Here is a 14,994-nt window from a genome sequence, read left to right as displayed (position 1 = left end):
TCGTGCAGTCCATCGGAAACAGCATCGCAAACCGCAGTCTTTACGGAGCCGACATGCAGTTGACGATCAATCGCATCGATACACACTACGTTCTCGACAACGAAGGCGGCGGCCCGTGGCTCGTCTTCATCCATCAACTTGCCGGCGATCTCTCGGTGTGGGACCAGATGGCCGGCTACTTCCGCCACGACTTCACCGTGTTGCGCTACGACCTGCGCGGTCATGGCGATACGGCCGTGTCGCCGGATTCGTTCACGATCGACGATCTCGCCGACGATCTCGCGCATCTGCTCGACCGGCTCGGCGCACCCTCGGCGCACGTGGTGGGGCTGTCGATCGGCGGCATGGTCGCGCAAAAGCTCGCGATCAACCATGCCGACAAAGTGGAATCGCTGACCGTCGTGGGCGCGCCGGCCTGTATTGCCGAGGACGCGCGTCCGACATTCGCGCAACGAGCAGCTTCCGTGCGCGAACACGGGACTGCGAGTATCGTGGAAGCGACGCTCGAGCGCTGGCTCACGCCTGAATTCCGCAAGGCGCACCCCGAAGTGGTCGAGCCGATCGGGGACACGATCGCGCGTACGCCCGCTGAGGGGTTCGCGCGCGCGGCGGAGGCCGTCAGCCGTTTCGATGCGCGAGACAAACTGGCTTCCGTGAGCAAGCGCACGCTCGTGATCGCGGGTCAGCACGATGTTGGCACGCCACATGCTGCTTCGAAGGTCGTCGCAGACACGGTGCCGGGCGCACAATTCGAAATACTCAATGCCGCGCATCTGACACCGGTGGAGGAATCGCAGCGCTTTTCCGCATTATTGGGCAACTTTTTACGCGGTTCGACCTGATTCTTCCTGTTTTTGTTGCGAAAGAAGCCTCGATACAACCGGCATCACATCGAGGCCACCCCTTGAATTCCAACCCAATCGCTCCAACTACGGTTCAGGATTGCCACGGAGCAAACAAGGAATAAGGAGTGTCGCCATGCAAATGATCTACAACAGCCCCAACTATTGCGTCGTCGAATTTCCGCCGCAAGACAACCATCTCGCGATGAAAGCAGGCGGCTACGAGATCGTCGACAAGAACACGCAGCGGGAGATCTTCATCGACGGCGCGCTCGCGGCGAAGTTTCGCGAGCACGTGCAACAGTTGATCGCTGAAGAGCCGTCGCTCGAGGATGTCGATGAATTCCTCGGCCAGTTCGATGTCTTGATGAACCAACCCGTCGTGCTCCACTGATGCATGCACGCGCGCGGGCGGCGCCTGCCGCTCGCGCCCGCCGCCGCGCGGACCCGCGGCTCAGGCGACACTCGCCATCTGCCGAAAACCCCGCCCCGCAATTGGCGGGGTTTTTTTTGCCCGCATCGATGAAAAGCGCGCGCCCTCGACCGGAAGCGACCGCCCGGCGCTGCGGCTACAATGTCAGGCTATTTCACATTTGGTGCAGGCCTCGTCCGTCATGACCCAGAACGCCCTCCCGAAAGCCCGCGCGCGCGCCTACACGCGCGGTGCGACGCTGCCCGCGCTGCTGCAAAAGCGCATCCTGATCCTTGACGGCGCGATGGGCACGATGATCCAGCGCTACAAGCTCGACGAAGCCGCATACCGCGGCGAGCGCTTCAGGGACTATGGCCGCGACATCAAGGGCAACAACGAACTGCTGTCGATCACGCAGCCGCACGTCATTCGCGAGATTCACGAGCAATATCTGGCGGCGGGCGCGGACATCGTCGAGACCAATACGTTCGGCGCGACGCGCGTCGCGCAGGCCGATTACGGCATGGAAGACCTCGCCGCCGAGATGAACATCGAGTCGGCGAAGCTCGCGCGCGAAGCCTGCGACAGATATTCGACACCAGACAAGCCGCGCTTCGTCGCGGGCGCGATCGGACCGACGCCGAAGACCGCGAGCATTTCGCCCGACGTGAACGATCCGGGCGCGCGCAACGTGACCTTCGACGAACTGCGCGACGCGTACTACGAGCAGGCGAAGGCGCTGCTCGATGCCGGCTGCGATCTGTTCCTCGTCGAAACGATCTTCGACACGCTGAACGCGAAGGCCGCGTTGTTCGCGCTGGACCAGTTGTTCGACGACACCGGCGAGCTCGCGCCGATCATGATTTCGGGCACGGTCACCGATGCATCGGGCCGCATCCTGTCCGGGCAAACGGTGGAAGCGTTCTGGAACTCGCTGCGTCACGCGAAGCCGCTCACGTTCGGCCTGAACTGCGCGCTCGGCGCGGCGTTGATGCGTCCGTACATCGCCGAGCTGGCGAAGCTGTGCGATACCTACGTGTCCTGCTATCCGAACGCGGGCCTGCCCAATCCGATGAGCGACACGGGCTTCGACGAGACGCCGGACGTGACCTCGGGCCTGCTGAAGGAATTCGCGACGGCCGGTCTCGTGAACGTCGCGGGCGGCTGCTGCGGCACGACGCCGGAGCACATCGCGGAAATCGCGAAGGCGCTCGCCGAAGTGAAGCCACGCGCGTTCCCGTCGCAATATCGCGAAGTCGCGTAAGAAGCAGCCTGACATCGATAAAGAGATACAAGACATGACCGATCACACGATGCGCCTCTCCGGCCTGGAGCCGTTCAACGTCACCGACGGCTCGCTCTTCATCAACGTCGGCGAGCGCACGAACGTGACCGGCTCGAAGGCGTTCGCGCGCATGATCCTGAACGGCCAGTTCGACGAAGCGCTCGCCGTCGCGCGCCAGCAGGTCGAAAACGGCGCGCAGGTCATCGATATCAACATGGACGAAGCCATGCTCGATTCGAAAGCCGCGATGGTGCGCTTTCTGAATCTGATCGCATCGGAGCCGGATATCGCGCGCGTGCCGATCATGATCGATTCGTCGAAGTGGGAGGTGATCGAAGCGGGCCTGAAGTGCGTGCAAGGCAAGGCGATCGTCAACTCGATCTCGCTCAAGGAAGGCGCAGACGCGTTCAAGCATCACGCGAAACTGATTCGCCGCTACGGCGCGGCGTCGGTGGTGATGGCGTTCGACGAGCAGGGCCAGGCGGACACCTTCCAGCGCAAGACGGAAATCTGCAAGCGCTCGTACGACATCCTCGTGAACGAAGTCGGCTTCGAGCCGGAAGACATCATCTTCGATCCGAACATCTTCGCGATCGCGACGGGCATCGAAGAGCACAACAACTATGCGGTCGATTTCATCGAAGCGACGCGCTGGATCAAGCAGAACCTGCCGCACGCGAAGGTGAGCGGCGGCGTGTCGAACGTATCGTTCTCGTTTCGCGGCAACGATCCGGTGCGCGAAGCGATTCACACCGTGTTCCTGTATCACGCGATCCAGGCGGGCATGGACATGGGCATCGTCAACGCGGGGCAGCTCGGCGTCTATGCCGATCTCGACGCCGAGTTGCGCGACCGGGTCGAAGACGTCGTGCTGAATCGCCGCGAAGACGGCACCGACAGGCTGCTCGAAATCGCCGACAAGTTCAAGACCGGCGCGGCGAAGAAGGAAGAGAATCTCGAATGGCGCAATCAGCCGGTCGAGGCGCGTCTGTCGCACGCGCTCGTGCACGGCATCACCAACTTCATCGTCGAAGACACCGAGGAAGTCCGTCAAAAGATCGACAAGGCGGGCGGACGGCCGATCAACGTGATCGAAGGTCCGTTGATGGACGGCATGAACGTCGTCGGCGACCTGTTCGGCGCGGGCAAGATGTTCCTGCCACAGGTCGTGAAGTCCGCGCGCGTGATGAAGCAGGCCGTCGCGCATCTGATTCCGTTCATCGAGGAAGAGAAGAAGCGGCTCGCCGAAGCCGGCGCGGACGTGCGCTCGAAAGGCAAGATCGTCATCGCGACCGTGAAGGGCGACGTGCACGATATCGGCAAGAACATCGTGTCGGTCGTGCTTCAGTGCAATAACTTCGAGGTGGTCAACATGGGCGTGATGGTGCCCTGCGCGACCATCCTGCAGAAGGCGAAGGAAGAAGGCGCGGACATTATCGGGCTTTCCGGCCTCATCACGCCGAGCCTCGAAGAGATGGCGTACGTCGCATCGGAAATGCAGCGCGACGACTATTTCCGCGGCAAGCAGACGCCGTTGCTCATCGGCGGCGCGACGACTTCGCGCGTGCATACCGCGGTCAAGATCGCGCCACATTACGAAGGGCCGGTCGTGTACGTGCCGGATGCGTCGCGTTCGGTGTCGGTGGCGTCGAGCCTGCTGTCGGACGAAGGCGCGGCGAAGTACCTCGACGAGCTGAAGAGCGACTACGAGCGCATCCGCACCCAGCACGCGAACCGGAAAGCGCAGCCGATGGTCACCTACGACGAGGCGCGCGCCAACAAGACGAAGATCGACTGGAGCGCATACACGCCGAAGAAGCCGAGCTTCATCGGGCGTCGCGTGTTCAGGAACTACGATCTCGCGGATCTGGCGAATTACATCGACTGGGGTCCGTTCTTCCAGACGTGGGATCTCGCCGGTCCCTATCCGGCGATTCTCAACGACGAGATCGTCGGCGAATCGGCGCGGCGCGTTTTCTCCGACGGCAAGTCGATGCTCTCGCGCGTGATCCAGGGCCGCTGGCTGACGGCGAACGGCGTCGTCATGCTGCTGCCCGCGAACACCGTGAACGACGACGACATCGAGATCTATACGGACGAATCGCGCGCGCAAGTTGCGATGACCTGGCGCAATCTGCGCCAGCAGAGCGTGCGTCCCGTGGTCGACGGCGTGATGCGCCCGAACCGCTCGCTCGCCGATTTCATCGCGCCGAAAGACTCGGGCGCGAAGGACTACATCGGCATCTTCGCGGTGACGGCGGGCATCGGCGTCGATAAAAAGGAACAACAGTTCGAAGCCGATCACGACGACTACAGCGCGATCATGCTCAAGGCCTTGGCCGACCGTTTCGCGGAAGCCTTCGCCGAAGCGCTGCATGCGCGCGTGCGCCGCGAACTGTGGGGCTACGCGTCGGACGAGACGCTCGACAACGATGCGCTGATCGCGGAAAAGTACGTCGGCATTCGTCCGGCGCCGGGCTATCCGGCGTGCCCGGATCACCTCGTGAAACGCGATATGTTCGAAGTGCTTCAGGCGGACGAGATCGGCATGAGCGTGACCGAATCGCTCGCGATGCTGCCGGCCGCGAGCGTCTCGGGCTTCTATCTCGCGCATCCCGACAGCACGTACTTTTCGGTGGGCAAGATCGGCGACGACCAGCTCGCGAGCTACGCCGGGCGCATGGCGATCTCGGCTGCCGATGCCGAACGCGCGCTCGCGCCGCTGCGCTGAAGGACATATCGCGCGCGTGATGTCGGGAATATGCACGGAACCGGCGGGGAAATTTTGAATTCCGTAGACTTGTCAGCGCGATGAGCCGTCGTCATGACGGCCAGCGCGCTCTTTTCGTCAACGGAGAAAGTCGCATGAAGAAGATGACGTCCGCCGTAACCGTAGCGATCGCCGCGGCTTTGCTCGCAGCATCGAGTTCCGCTGCATTCGCGCAGGCGAGCAGCACTCAGGCATCGTCGTACTCGCCGCCGCAGTCGGAGCACAAGAAGAAACCGAAGAAGCCGAAGAAACCGCACACGCCCGCGAAGCCCGCTGGCGCGGAAAGCGGCCAGTCGCAGTAACTCGCGGCACAGCGACCGAAGCCGTCAGACGTTTCCTCGGAAGAAAAAAACCCGCATCGGCAACGATGCGGGTTTTTCTTTGTCGGCGCCACGGACGACGCGAATCAGACGCCCCAGAGAATGTCTTTGTTGTCCTTTTGCGCAAGACGCAGCATGTCGAGGAAAGGAAACGCGCGTTGCGCGAGCCCGACGGGATGCTCGTGCGGCACATGACCTTCTTCGCCTTCGTGAAAATGGCCCTCGTGCTCCGCGCGCTCTTTCTTGTCGGTGGCGACGGCCGCTTCGAGTTTCTCGATGGCAGTGGGAATTTCATCGTGCGTGATGACGCCGCGCGCGGTGAGCTGCTTGCCGATGATGCCGAGCAAGTACTCCGCGAGGTTTTCGAGCATGATGACGTCCGGTGAAGCCGGGGATTTGAATGTGATCAGCATGGCATGGTCCTTTTGTTTATGTTGGGTCATAGGCGGTTTGCAAACGAAACGCGCAGACGAGCCGGTCCCCCTGACAACATGACGACACCCTGATTCGACATATTAGCACCTGCTAAAATCCCCACTTTATGTGGTGGCCGATTACGTTCGGCTGCTAACACCACACTCCGGGGCCCACGCGTCGCGAAGTCGCCATTCCGGGCCGGCGCACCCGCCGGAACGCGCCCCGTCAGCCCTCGCTCCACTGGATCACATTCAGCATGCTGCCTGCACATAAACACACTCTCGAAACGCTCCTCACCGACGCGGTCAAGCAGGTCGCGCAAGCCACGCTGGCGCCGGGCGAAGCGGCCTTCGTCGCGCCCGCAATCGTCCTCGAGCGGCCGAAGGTCGCGGCGCACGGCGACGTCGCCTCGAATGTCGCGATGCAGCTCGCCAAGCCGCTGCGCGCGAATCCGCGTCAGCTCGCCCAGCAGATCATCGATGCGGTGCTCGGCCTGCCGGCTGCCAAGGGTCTCGTCGAGAGCGCCGAAGTCGCGGGTCCCGGCTTCATCAATCTGCGTCTTTCAGCCACCGCCAAGCAAGACGTGATCCCGGCCGTGCTCGGCGAAGGCGCCGCATTCGGCCGCTCGACGCGCGAAGCCGGCAGGCACGTGCTCCTCGAGTTCGTGTCGGCGAACCCCACAGGCCCGCTGCATGTGGGCCACGGCCGCCAGGCCGCGCTCGGCGACGCGCTCTCGAACCTGCTCGAAACGCAGGGCTACGACGTGCATCGCGAGTTCTACTACAACGACGCGGGCGTGCAGATCAACAATCTCGCGGTCTCGACGCAACTGCGCGCGCGCGGCCTCAAGCCCGGCGACGCCGAGTGGCCGGAAGCCGCGTACAACGGCGAGTACATCGCCGATATCGCGCGCGACTACATGGCGGGCGAAACCGTCGCGGCGAAAGACGGCGAGCCGGTCAAGGGCAAAGGCGACGTCGAAGACCTCGAAGCCATCCGCCATTTCGCGGTGGCCTATCTGCGCCACGAGCAGGACATGGATCTGACCGCGTTCGGCGTGAAGTTCGACCAGTTCTATCTGGAGTCGTCGCTGTACAAGGAAGGTCGCGTCGAGACGACGGTCGCGGCGCTCGTCGATGCGGGCAAGACCTACGAACAGGACGGCGCGCTGTGGCTGCGCACCACCGACGACGGCGACGACAAAGACCGCGTGATGAAGAAGTCCGACGGCACGTACACGTACTTCGTGCCGGACGTCGCCTATCACGTGACCAAGTGGGAGCGCGGCTACACGAAGGTCATCAACATCCAGGGCTCGGATCACCACGGCACGATCGCGCGCGTGCGCGCCGGTCTGCAAGGACTGGGCGTCGGCATTCCGAAGGGCTATCCCGATTACGTGCTGCACAAGATGGTGACCGTCATGCGCGACGGCCAGGAAGTGAAGATCTCCAAGCGCGCGGGCAGCTACGTGACGGTGCGCGATCTGATCGAATGGTCGGGCGGTCTCGCGCCGGGCCACGAGACCGCGCCCGATCAGATCGACGAAGACACGATCCGCCGCGGCCGCGACGCGGTGCGCTTCTTCCTCATCTCGCGCAAGGCCGATACCGAATTCGTGTTCGACATCGACCTCGCGCTCAAGCAGAACGACGAAAACCCGGTCTACTACGTGCAATACGCGCACGCGCGCATCTGCACGATCCTCAACGACTGGAAGGAGCGCTACGCGGGCGACGTCGCGCAAGCGGCCAAGGCCGACCTTTCGCCGCTGTCGAGCGACCGCGCGATGGCGCTGCTCAACAAGCTCGCCGAATTCCCGGAAATGCTCGCGCACGCCGCCGACGAACTCGCGCCGCACGCGGTCGCGTTCTATCTGCGCGATCTCGCTGGCGAATTTCACTCGTTCTACAATGCGGAGCGCGTGCTCGTGGACGACGAAAAGGAACGCACCGCGCGCATCGCGCTGCTCGCGGCGACGCGCCAGGTCCTCGAGAACGGTCTCGCGACCATCGGCGTTTCCGCTCCTCAAAAGATGTGATCCTTCTGCCGCGCACGCACGGAATTCAGAATTTTCGGCGTGCGCGAACAGATGCCTGGCGCGGGCTTGCCTTGAGCCGCCGCTATAATCGTCGCCCAACCAGAAGACTTTCTCGCAGGTGATTCATACGATGGCAAAACCACGCCGCACATCGAAGCAGTCGAAGCAAACGGGGGGAACGTTCATTGGCATCGTGCTGGGCCTGATTGTCGGCCTCGCGATCGCCGTGATCGTCGCGCTGTACATCACGCGCGCGCCGACGCCGTTCGTGGCAAAGGTCGCGCCGCCGCCTTCGGAGGCCAACTCCGCGCCCGCCACCGCACAACCGTACGATCCGAATCGTCCGCTCCAGGGCAAGACGCCGGGTCAGGCGGTGCCGCAGGCCGCCCAGCCCACTCCGCCCAATACCGCGCCGGGTCAGACCAACAATCAGACGCAGTCGTCGGGCATGCTCGACGAGCCGCAGATCGTCGAAGTGCCGCCATCGGCCGGAACGGCATCCGCGCCGAAGACCGCGAGCACGACGCCCGCGAAGAAGCCGGAAAGCGCCCCCAACGCGCCTGCCGCGACGAGTAACGCGAACGCCACGCCGGCCAAGGGCGGCTCCGCGCCCGCGACTGCGAAATCCACGCCGCCCGCGCCCGGCGAGCCGAACACGGGCTACTTCCTGCAAGTCGGTGCTTACAAGACGCAGGCAGATGCCGAACAGCAGCGTGCGCGTCTCGGCTTTCAGGGCTTCGAATCGAAGGTCACGCAGCGCGATGCCGGCGGCGTGACGTACTATCGCGTGCGCATCGGACCGTTCGCGAAATTCGAGGACATGAACACCGCACGTCAACGTCTCTCCGATGCGGGCGTCGACACCGCCGTGATCCGTTTCTCGAAGCAATAACGCAGCAAACGAAGTCGAAGGGCGTCGGCGCTTAAGCGTGGCTTAAGCGTCGTATGTCCCACTTATGGACCTGCTTTTGTTCCGTCGCGTATTCACTGCGTACCTTCTTCAATCATGAAAAAAATCTTCAGCGCGTTGGCTCTCTCCCTCGGCATCGCAGCCGCCTCCCTGAGCGTCGCGAGTTCGGCGATCGCGGCGCCCGCCGCCGGCAAGGACTACACCGTGCTGCAGGCGCCCCAGCCGATCGCCGCGCCCGCCGGCAAGGTCGAGGTCATCGAGTTCTTCTGGTACGGCTGCCCGCACTGCAACGAGTTCGAGCCGTACATCGAGGCATGGGCGAAGAAGCAAGGGCCGGATGTCGTGTTCAAGCGCGTGCCGGTGGCATTCCGCGACGACTTCATTCCGCATTCGAAGATGTACCACGCGCTCGATGCGCTCGGCGTCGCGGAGAAGGTCACGCCAGCGGTGTTCAACGAGATCCACGTGAAGAAGAACTATCTGCTGACGCCGCAGGCGCAGGCGGATTTCCTCAAGACGCAGGGTGTCGATCCGAAGAAGTACATGGACGCGTATAACTCGTTCTCGACGCAAAGCGCCGTGCAGCGCGACGCGAAGCTCCTGCAGGACTACAAGATCGACGGCGTGCCGACGGTCGTCGTGCAGGGCAAGTACGAGACCGGCCCGGCGATGACCAACAGCCTGCCGGGCACGACGCAAGTCATGGACTTCCTCGTCCAGCAAGTCCGCGACAAGAAGCTCTGAATCCCTCTCGCGCCGGTATGGACGCAGTTCGCCTGAAGGTCTTCATCACCGGCGCATCGAGCGGCATCGGCCTCGCACTGGCCGAGGAATACGTGAAGCGCGGGGCCGTGCTCGGCCTCGTCGCCCGCCGCGCCGAATCTCTTGCGGCCTTCGCCGCGCGCCATCCTCGAAGCTCCATCTCGATTTATCCCGCCGACGTGCGCGACGCCGACGCGCTCGCCGAGGCCGCGCGCCGCTTCATCGCGGAGCATGGCGCGGCGGATATCGTCATCGCGAACGCGGGCATGAGCCGCGGCGCGCTGACGGGCCACGGCGATCTCGACACTTTCCGCACCGTGATGGACGTGAACTATTTCGGCATGGTCGCGACGTTCGAGCCTTTCGTCGCGTCGATGACCGCCGCGCGGCGCGGCACGCTCGTCGGCATTGCGAGCGTCGCGGGCGTGCGCGGGCTGCCGGGCGGCGGCGCGTATAGCGCGTCGAAAGCGGCGGTCGCGAAGTATCTGGAAGCGTTGCGCGTCGAGATGCGGCCACTCGGCGTGGCCGTCGTCACCATTGCGCCGGGCTACGTGCGCTCGGAGATGACCGCGCACAATCCGTATCGGATGCCCTTTCTGATGGACACCGACCGCTTCGCCGCGAAAGCCGCCGACGCGATCGAACGCCGGGTGCGCTACGCGACGTTTCCGTGGCAGATGCGCGTCGCGGGCATGCTGATGCACGCGCTGCCGCGCTGGCTCTATGACGCGCTCGCCGAGCGCGCGCCGCGCAAGCCTCGCGCGGGCGAGTGACACAAAAAAAACCGGCTGCGCCATAACGCAGCCGGTTTTTCATTGGCGGACCGCCTGACCGGAATCGATCTCCGGTCAGGTCATCGGCGCATCAGAACGCCACGTAGGCCGAGCTGTTCGGCAACTCGTATCCGACATAGACGTGCCGGCCGAAGAAGAACGGCAGGCCGAAGTCGAAGAAGTTCGTCATGCCCAACTGGCCACCGAGACTATTGAAGGCGAACTTGTTCTTGCCCTGAGTGAGCGTGCTCGCGCTGATGAGCAGGAACGGCACGACCGCGCTGTTGCCTTCGGTGCCCTGGATCGTCGTCGAAAGCGACTGCTGCGAGCTCGGGCAATAGAACGCCGTCGAACCCGAGCACAGCGGGAAGCTGTCCTGGAAGAAGTTGCCGTTCGATCCCGTGTCGAAGAACGTCTTGTACGTCTTGCCCTTGTAGGTGCCGGTCAGGTCGCCGTACTGGTCCGTGCCGTACTTCGTCACGTTGCTGATCGCGTTGTTGCTCTGCGTGCCGATGCCGAATATCAGCACGCCGGTCGCAGTGGCCGCGCCGTTATCGGGAACCGGCGGCAACTGGACGATCACGCCGTTGTTGTTGACCGCGAACTTCGTGACCGGATTCGTCACCTGCTGTGCGAGCGGCACCGCGACGCCCGAGCAATTCGCGCCGTTGCTGCACGAGAAGTACATCGCGTTGAGCGGCGTGCTCACGCATCCGGAGCCGCAGTCGTACGTCTGCGGCCCGATGCCGAGAATGCCGTTCGCGCCGATGTCGGCGGTCGAATTTTCGTCGCTGCCGGACGGACAGCCGTTATCGCCCGTCGGCGCCGCCGATGCGTCGAGATCGCCGATGATCTGCAGCGGCACGTTCGACGCCACTTCCGTGCCGATCTTCACGTCGGCCGTGCGCACCGTGCCCCAGGTGTAGCCGTCCGCGAAGCCAGCGCATTCCGCGAGCTGGCCGCCGTTCGACGCGCGCGAGGTGGGCAGGCTGCCGAGCACCGACTGCGCCGCCGAGCCGAGAATGCGCAGGCCGAAGGAAGCGGTGTCGACCTGAATGTTGTCGATGGTCTGACACACCGACGAGCCCGGCGCGCACACCGTCACCGACACGTTCGGAATGTTGACGAAGCCCGCCACGCCGGAGTTGACGTTGATCGGCACTGCGTTCGTGCCGTTGGCCGCGATCGGTTGCGCGTTCGCGCTGCTGGTGCTGGAACTGCCGCCGCCGGAGCCGCCCGAACCGCCGGACGATCCGCCGCCGCTATTGCTGCTGGAGCTGGAGTCGCCGCCACCGCCGCAGGCGGCGAGCATGACGGAAAGACAGAGCACGCCGAGCCAGCGGACGAGTCCGCCGCGTCGGGACGAAGAAAAGGCGGGATGGCCGAGTGTCGTTCTATGCATACTGAGTCTCCCGTCGCTTACTGGATATCGCTGGCGGACACGCCGGCCGGCAACGATTGCGGCAAATACGCGCTGCCCGCGAACGAGCCCATGTGACCGCCCGAATCCACGACGAGCCCGGACCCTTGCACACTGACCGGCCCACGGCCGCCGCGCGCGGCGCGCTGCGCCTTCAGGCCCTCCTGGTACTGCGGAAAATAGCTGCCGAGCAGGCTGGCGAGATCCGGCACGCGCGGACCGTGCCACGCGATGCCGAACACCACGCCTTCCGTGGACAAATATTCATTGACGACCGTGCCGCTTGCGAGCGTGGTCGTGCGTACGGTGTAATTCACCGCCGATGTCGACGATGCGTTCGACGCACCGCTCGCGACGGCCGCACGCGCGACCGCATTGGTGGACGTCGAGCTGGCGCCTTGCGGCGCGGTCATCGGCTGGCCGCCGAGCACTGCGTAGGCGGGCGCGGCCGCGCCTGCGCTCAACGCGCCGGCGACGAATGCCAGCGCGCCTACAAGATGCCCATGACGGGATTGCTTCGGTGCCTTCACTGGGCCTCCTATCGGTTATCCGCCGGCCGCGCACCCTTTGCTCGCGGCCGGTTCTTGACGATTGAGTGACAGATGCGCCACCGCTTCACGCCCTGTTTTTTTCAGTGCGAATACCATAAGTATGCCAGCCGCGAGGAATAGCTCTAACGTTCGCAAGCGCACATAAGAAAAAACGCGAAGCGCAATGGTATGCGCTTCGCGTGTCGGGGTGACGCTGAGTACGTCGAAATACCTATCGCTTGCAACGCACCTCAGAAGCCCAGGCTCGCCAGCAAATCATCCACCTGCGACTGATCCTGAACGACGTCGCTGCGCCCTTCCGGGTTGATCTGCGGCCCGTTGAGCAAGCCTTCCGGGCTGCCGGTCGCCGACGACATCAGCGCCGCCGCCGACGCCGCGAACTGCTCGCGCCGCTCCGGCGCGATGTTCTCCAGCAACACGCCCAGCAATTGTTGCTCGATCAGATACACGACGTCCGTGATCTTCTTGATCACCTGACCGGTCAGATCCTGGAAGTCCTGCGCGAGCATGATTTCGAGCAATTGCGCGTTGGTCGCCTGCGTCCGCTCGGGCACGCTCTGCAGGAACGTGCGCGTCTCGCCGAGCAGTTCGCCCGCCTCGCCCTGCGCGAGCGGCGCGTCGTACCACTTGGCCCAGCGCGCATCGAGCGCCTGCGCCTCGGTTTGCATGGCTTCCTGCATCGGCTTGGCGAGCTCGATCGCGTTGAGCGTGCGCTCGGCCGCCTGCTCGGTCATCGTCGCGACATATTTCAGGCGGTCGCGCGCGTCGGGCACGGCCTGCGCGGCGGCTTCGAGCTGCTTGTCGAGGCCGAGCTCGCGCATCGAGTCGCGCAGCGTGCGCGTCAGTTGCCCGATGCGCGCGAGAATGCGGTCGCTCGACGGATCGCCCTCGGTGTCGGCAACCGCGGCAACGGCGGCTGCGAATTCAGTGGTCAGATCGGTCACGATCAGCTCCCCGCTTTGGCCATCTTCTCGAGAATCTTGGTGAGCTTCTCGTCGAGCGTGGCAGCCGTGAAGGGCTTCACGACATAGCCGTTCGCGCCGGCCTGCGCCGCCGCGATGATGTTTTCCTTCTTCGACTCCGCCGTCACCATCAGCACCGGCAGATGCGAAAGCGTCGCGTCCGCGCGAATCTGCTGCAGCATCGACAGGCCGTCGAGGTTCGGCATGTTCCAGTCGGTGATCACGAAGTCGAAGCCGCCGCCGCGCAGGCGCGCGAGACCCGCCGCGCCGTCTTCGGCTTCGTCGACGTTGCCGTAGCCCAGTTCCTTGAGCAGATTGCGCACGATACGGCGCATCGTCGGAAAATCGTCGACGACGAGGATCTTCATGTTCTTGTCCATCTTTACTCCCTTGAGTTCTCAATGCGGCGGCGCCGCTTAATCCAAAAAGTTCAGACGCGCTGCACGCGTTCGCCCATCGAGGCAAGCCGCGCCATCACGCGCCGGCTCATTTCAGAGAGCGGCGCGATTTCGCTCGCGCCGCCCATTGCAATCGCTTCGCGCGGCATGCCGAACACCACGCAACTCGCTTCGTCCTGCGCGAGCGTGTAGGCGCCCGCCTGCTGCATGTCCAGAAGTCCCGCGGCGCCGTCGCGGCCCATGCCGGTCAGGATCACGCCGATCGCGTTCTTGCCCGCGTGCTGCGCCGCCGAGCGGAACAGCACGTCGACCGACGGCCGATGCCGGTTGACCGGCGGCGCGTCCGACAGATGCGCGACATAGTTCGCGCCGCTCCTCGCGAGCACCAGATGCGCGTGGCCCGGCGCGATGTACGCGTGGCCCGGCAGCACGCGCTCGCCATGCTCCGCTTCCTTCACCGTGATGCGGCACAGCCCGTTCAGGCGCTGCGCGAACGACTTCGTGAAACCAGGCGGCATGTGCTGCGCGATGAGCACCGCGGGCGCATCGGGCGGCAGCGGCACGAGCACTTCGCGGATCGCTTCGGTTCCGCCCGTCGACGCGCCGACGATCACGAGCTTCTCCGTCGACACGAGCGGGTTGTTGAAATGCGGCGCGGGCTTGTGCGTCGCGGCGCTCGCCGGCGCACTCGCGACATGCGCGTTTTGCTTCACGCGCGCGCGCGATGCGGCGCGCACCTTGTCGGCGAGCTTTTCGGCGTAGTCGAGCATGCCGTCGCGGATGCCGACTTTCGGCTTCGTGACGAAATCGACCGCGCCGAGCTCCAGCGCGCGCAGCGTGATTTCGTTGCCGCGCTCGGTCAGCGACGACACCATCACGACCGGCATCGGTCGCAGGCGCATCAGCTTCTCCAGAAAGTCGAGGCCGTCCATGCGCGGCATTTCGACATCGAGCGTGAGCACGTCCGGGTTATGCAGCTTGATGAGCTCGCGCGCGACGAGCGGATCGGGCGCGGTCGCGCATACGTGCATGTCCGGTTGCGAATTGATGATCTCGGTCATCAGGCTGCGCACGAGCGCCGAGTCGTCGACGCACAGCACCTTGATCTTGTTCGTGTTCATCGTGTGGGTG

Annotated in this window: 15 protein-coding genes; 9 read left to right on the top strand and 6 right to left on the bottom strand. The window is 64.2% G+C overall.

Going from position 1 to position 14,994, the window contains the following annotated elements:
- Nucleotides 1–53 precede the first annotated feature (53 nt).
- The 5 genes from U4Y90_RS08900 to U4Y90_RS08880 all read left to right on the top strand — a co-directional run bounded on the left by U4Y90_RS08900 (nt 54) and on the right by U4Y90_RS08880 (nt 5,611).
- Nucleotides 54–842 (top strand): alpha/beta fold hydrolase, encoded by a 789-nt coding sequence (locus U4Y90_RS08900; RefSeq protein ID WP_321794203.1) that lies wholly within the window; start codon nt 54–56, stop codon nt 840–842.
- A gap of 136 nt (nt 843–978) precedes the next feature.
- A complete protein-coding gene (locus U4Y90_RS08895) occupies nt 979–1,236 on the top strand; it encodes a DUF3567 domain-containing protein (RefSeq protein WP_321794202.1) in 258 nt (85 codons plus the stop codon).
- A gap of 220 nt (nt 1,237–1,456) precedes the next feature.
- Nucleotides 1,457–2,518, top strand: a complete 1,062-nt coding sequence (locus tag U4Y90_RS08890) for a homocysteine S-methyltransferase family protein (protein ID WP_321794201.1) — start codon at nt 1,457–1,459, stop codon at nt 2,516–2,518.
- Nucleotides 2,519–2,531: 13 nt separating this feature from the next.
- The gene (gene metH / locus U4Y90_RS08885; RefSeq protein WP_321794343.1) at nt 2,532–5,270 is read left to right on the top strand and encodes a methionine synthase; all 2,739 of its coding nucleotides are present in this window, start codon (nt 2,532–2,534) and stop codon (nt 5,268–5,270) included.
- Nucleotides 5,271–5,404: 134 nt separating this feature from the next.
- Nucleotides 5,405–5,611, top strand: coding sequence for a hypothetical protein (locus U4Y90_RS08880; RefSeq protein WP_035497479.1), 207 nt, complete (start codon nt 5,405–5,407; stop codon nt 5,609–5,611).
- A 104-nt stretch (nt 5,612–5,715) separates the two neighbouring features.
- On the opposite strand, the gene U4Y90_RS08875 is transcribed toward U4Y90_RS08880, so the two are convergent.
- Nucleotides 5,716–6,042 (bottom strand): DUF1840 domain-containing protein, encoded by a 327-nt coding sequence (locus tag U4Y90_RS08875; protein ID WP_321794200.1) that lies wholly within the window; start codon nt 6,040–6,042, stop codon nt 5,716–5,718.
- Between the two features lie 260 nt (nt 6,043–6,302).
- On the opposite strand from U4Y90_RS08875, the gene argS reads away from it, so the two are divergent.
- The 4 genes from argS to U4Y90_RS08855 all read left to right on the top strand — a co-directional run bounded on the left by argS (nt 6,303) and on the right by U4Y90_RS08855 (nt 10,532).
- Entirely contained in the window at nt 6,303–8,087 is a 1,785-nt protein-coding gene (gene argS, locus U4Y90_RS08870) for an arginine--tRNA ligase (RefSeq protein ID WP_321794199.1), read from the top strand.
- A gap of 130 nt (nt 8,088–8,217) precedes the next feature.
- Nucleotides 8,218–8,979 (top strand): SPOR domain-containing protein, encoded by a 762-nt coding sequence (locus U4Y90_RS08865; RefSeq protein ID WP_321794198.1) that lies wholly within the window; start codon nt 8,218–8,220, stop codon nt 8,977–8,979.
- A 114-nt stretch (nt 8,980–9,093) separates the two neighbouring features.
- On the top strand, nt 9,094–9,741 hold the full coding sequence (locus tag U4Y90_RS08860; RefSeq protein ID WP_321794197.1) for a thiol:disulfide interchange protein DsbA/DsbL: 648 nt from the start codon (nt 9,094–9,096) through the stop codon (nt 9,739–9,741).
- 17 nt (nt 9,742–9,758) lie between these two features.
- On the top strand, nt 9,759–10,532 hold the full coding sequence (locus U4Y90_RS08855; protein ID WP_321794196.1) for an SDR family oxidoreductase: 774 nt from the start codon (nt 9,759–9,761) through the stop codon (nt 10,530–10,532).
- Nucleotides 10,533–10,623: 91 nt separating this feature from the next.
- Here the strand turns inward: U4Y90_RS08855 and U4Y90_RS08850 are convergent, their stop codons facing one another.
- The 5 genes from U4Y90_RS08850 to U4Y90_RS08830 form a co-directional block, all read right to left on the bottom strand.
- Nucleotides 10,624–11,934, bottom strand: a complete 1,311-nt coding sequence (locus U4Y90_RS08850) for a DUF3443 domain-containing protein (protein ID WP_321794195.1) — start codon at nt 11,932–11,934, stop codon at nt 10,624–10,626.
- Nucleotides 11,935–11,951: 17 nt separating this feature from the next.
- A complete protein-coding gene (locus U4Y90_RS08845; RefSeq protein ID WP_321794194.1) occupies nt 11,952–12,482 on the bottom strand; it encodes a DUF2844 domain-containing protein in 531 nt (176 codons plus the stop codon).
- Nucleotides 12,483–12,733: 251 nt separating this feature from the next.
- Nucleotides 12,734–13,447 carry a protein phosphatase CheZ gene (cheZ, locus tag U4Y90_RS08840; protein WP_321794193.1) on the bottom strand — a complete coding sequence of 238 codons (714 nt, stop codon included), beginning with the start codon at nt 13,445–13,447 and terminating at the stop codon, nt 12,734–12,736.
- 2 nt (nt 13,448–13,449) lie between these two features.
- Nucleotides 13,450–13,845 carry a chemotaxis response regulator CheY gene (cheY, locus tag U4Y90_RS08835; protein ID WP_008351870.1) on the bottom strand — a complete coding sequence of 132 codons (396 nt, stop codon included), beginning with the start codon at nt 13,843–13,845 and terminating at the stop codon, nt 13,450–13,452.
- A 50-nt stretch (nt 13,846–13,895) separates the two neighbouring features.
- Nucleotides 13,896–14,984: a chemotaxis response regulator protein-glutamate methylesterase gene (locus U4Y90_RS08830; protein ID WP_321794342.1), complete on the bottom strand. Its 1,089-nt coding sequence runs from the start codon at nt 14,982–14,984 to the stop codon at nt 13,896–13,898.
- Between the last annotated feature and the right edge of the window lie 10 nt (nt 14,985–14,994).

Origin of the sequence: Caballeronia sp. J97, assembly GCF_905220305.1 — a bacterium.
Classification (GTDB): Bacteria; Pseudomonadota; Gammaproteobacteria; order Burkholderiales; family Burkholderiaceae; genus Caballeronia.
The sequence above is the reverse complement of the archived record's forward strand: the minus strand, read 5'-3'. Positions and strand labels throughout refer to the sequence as shown.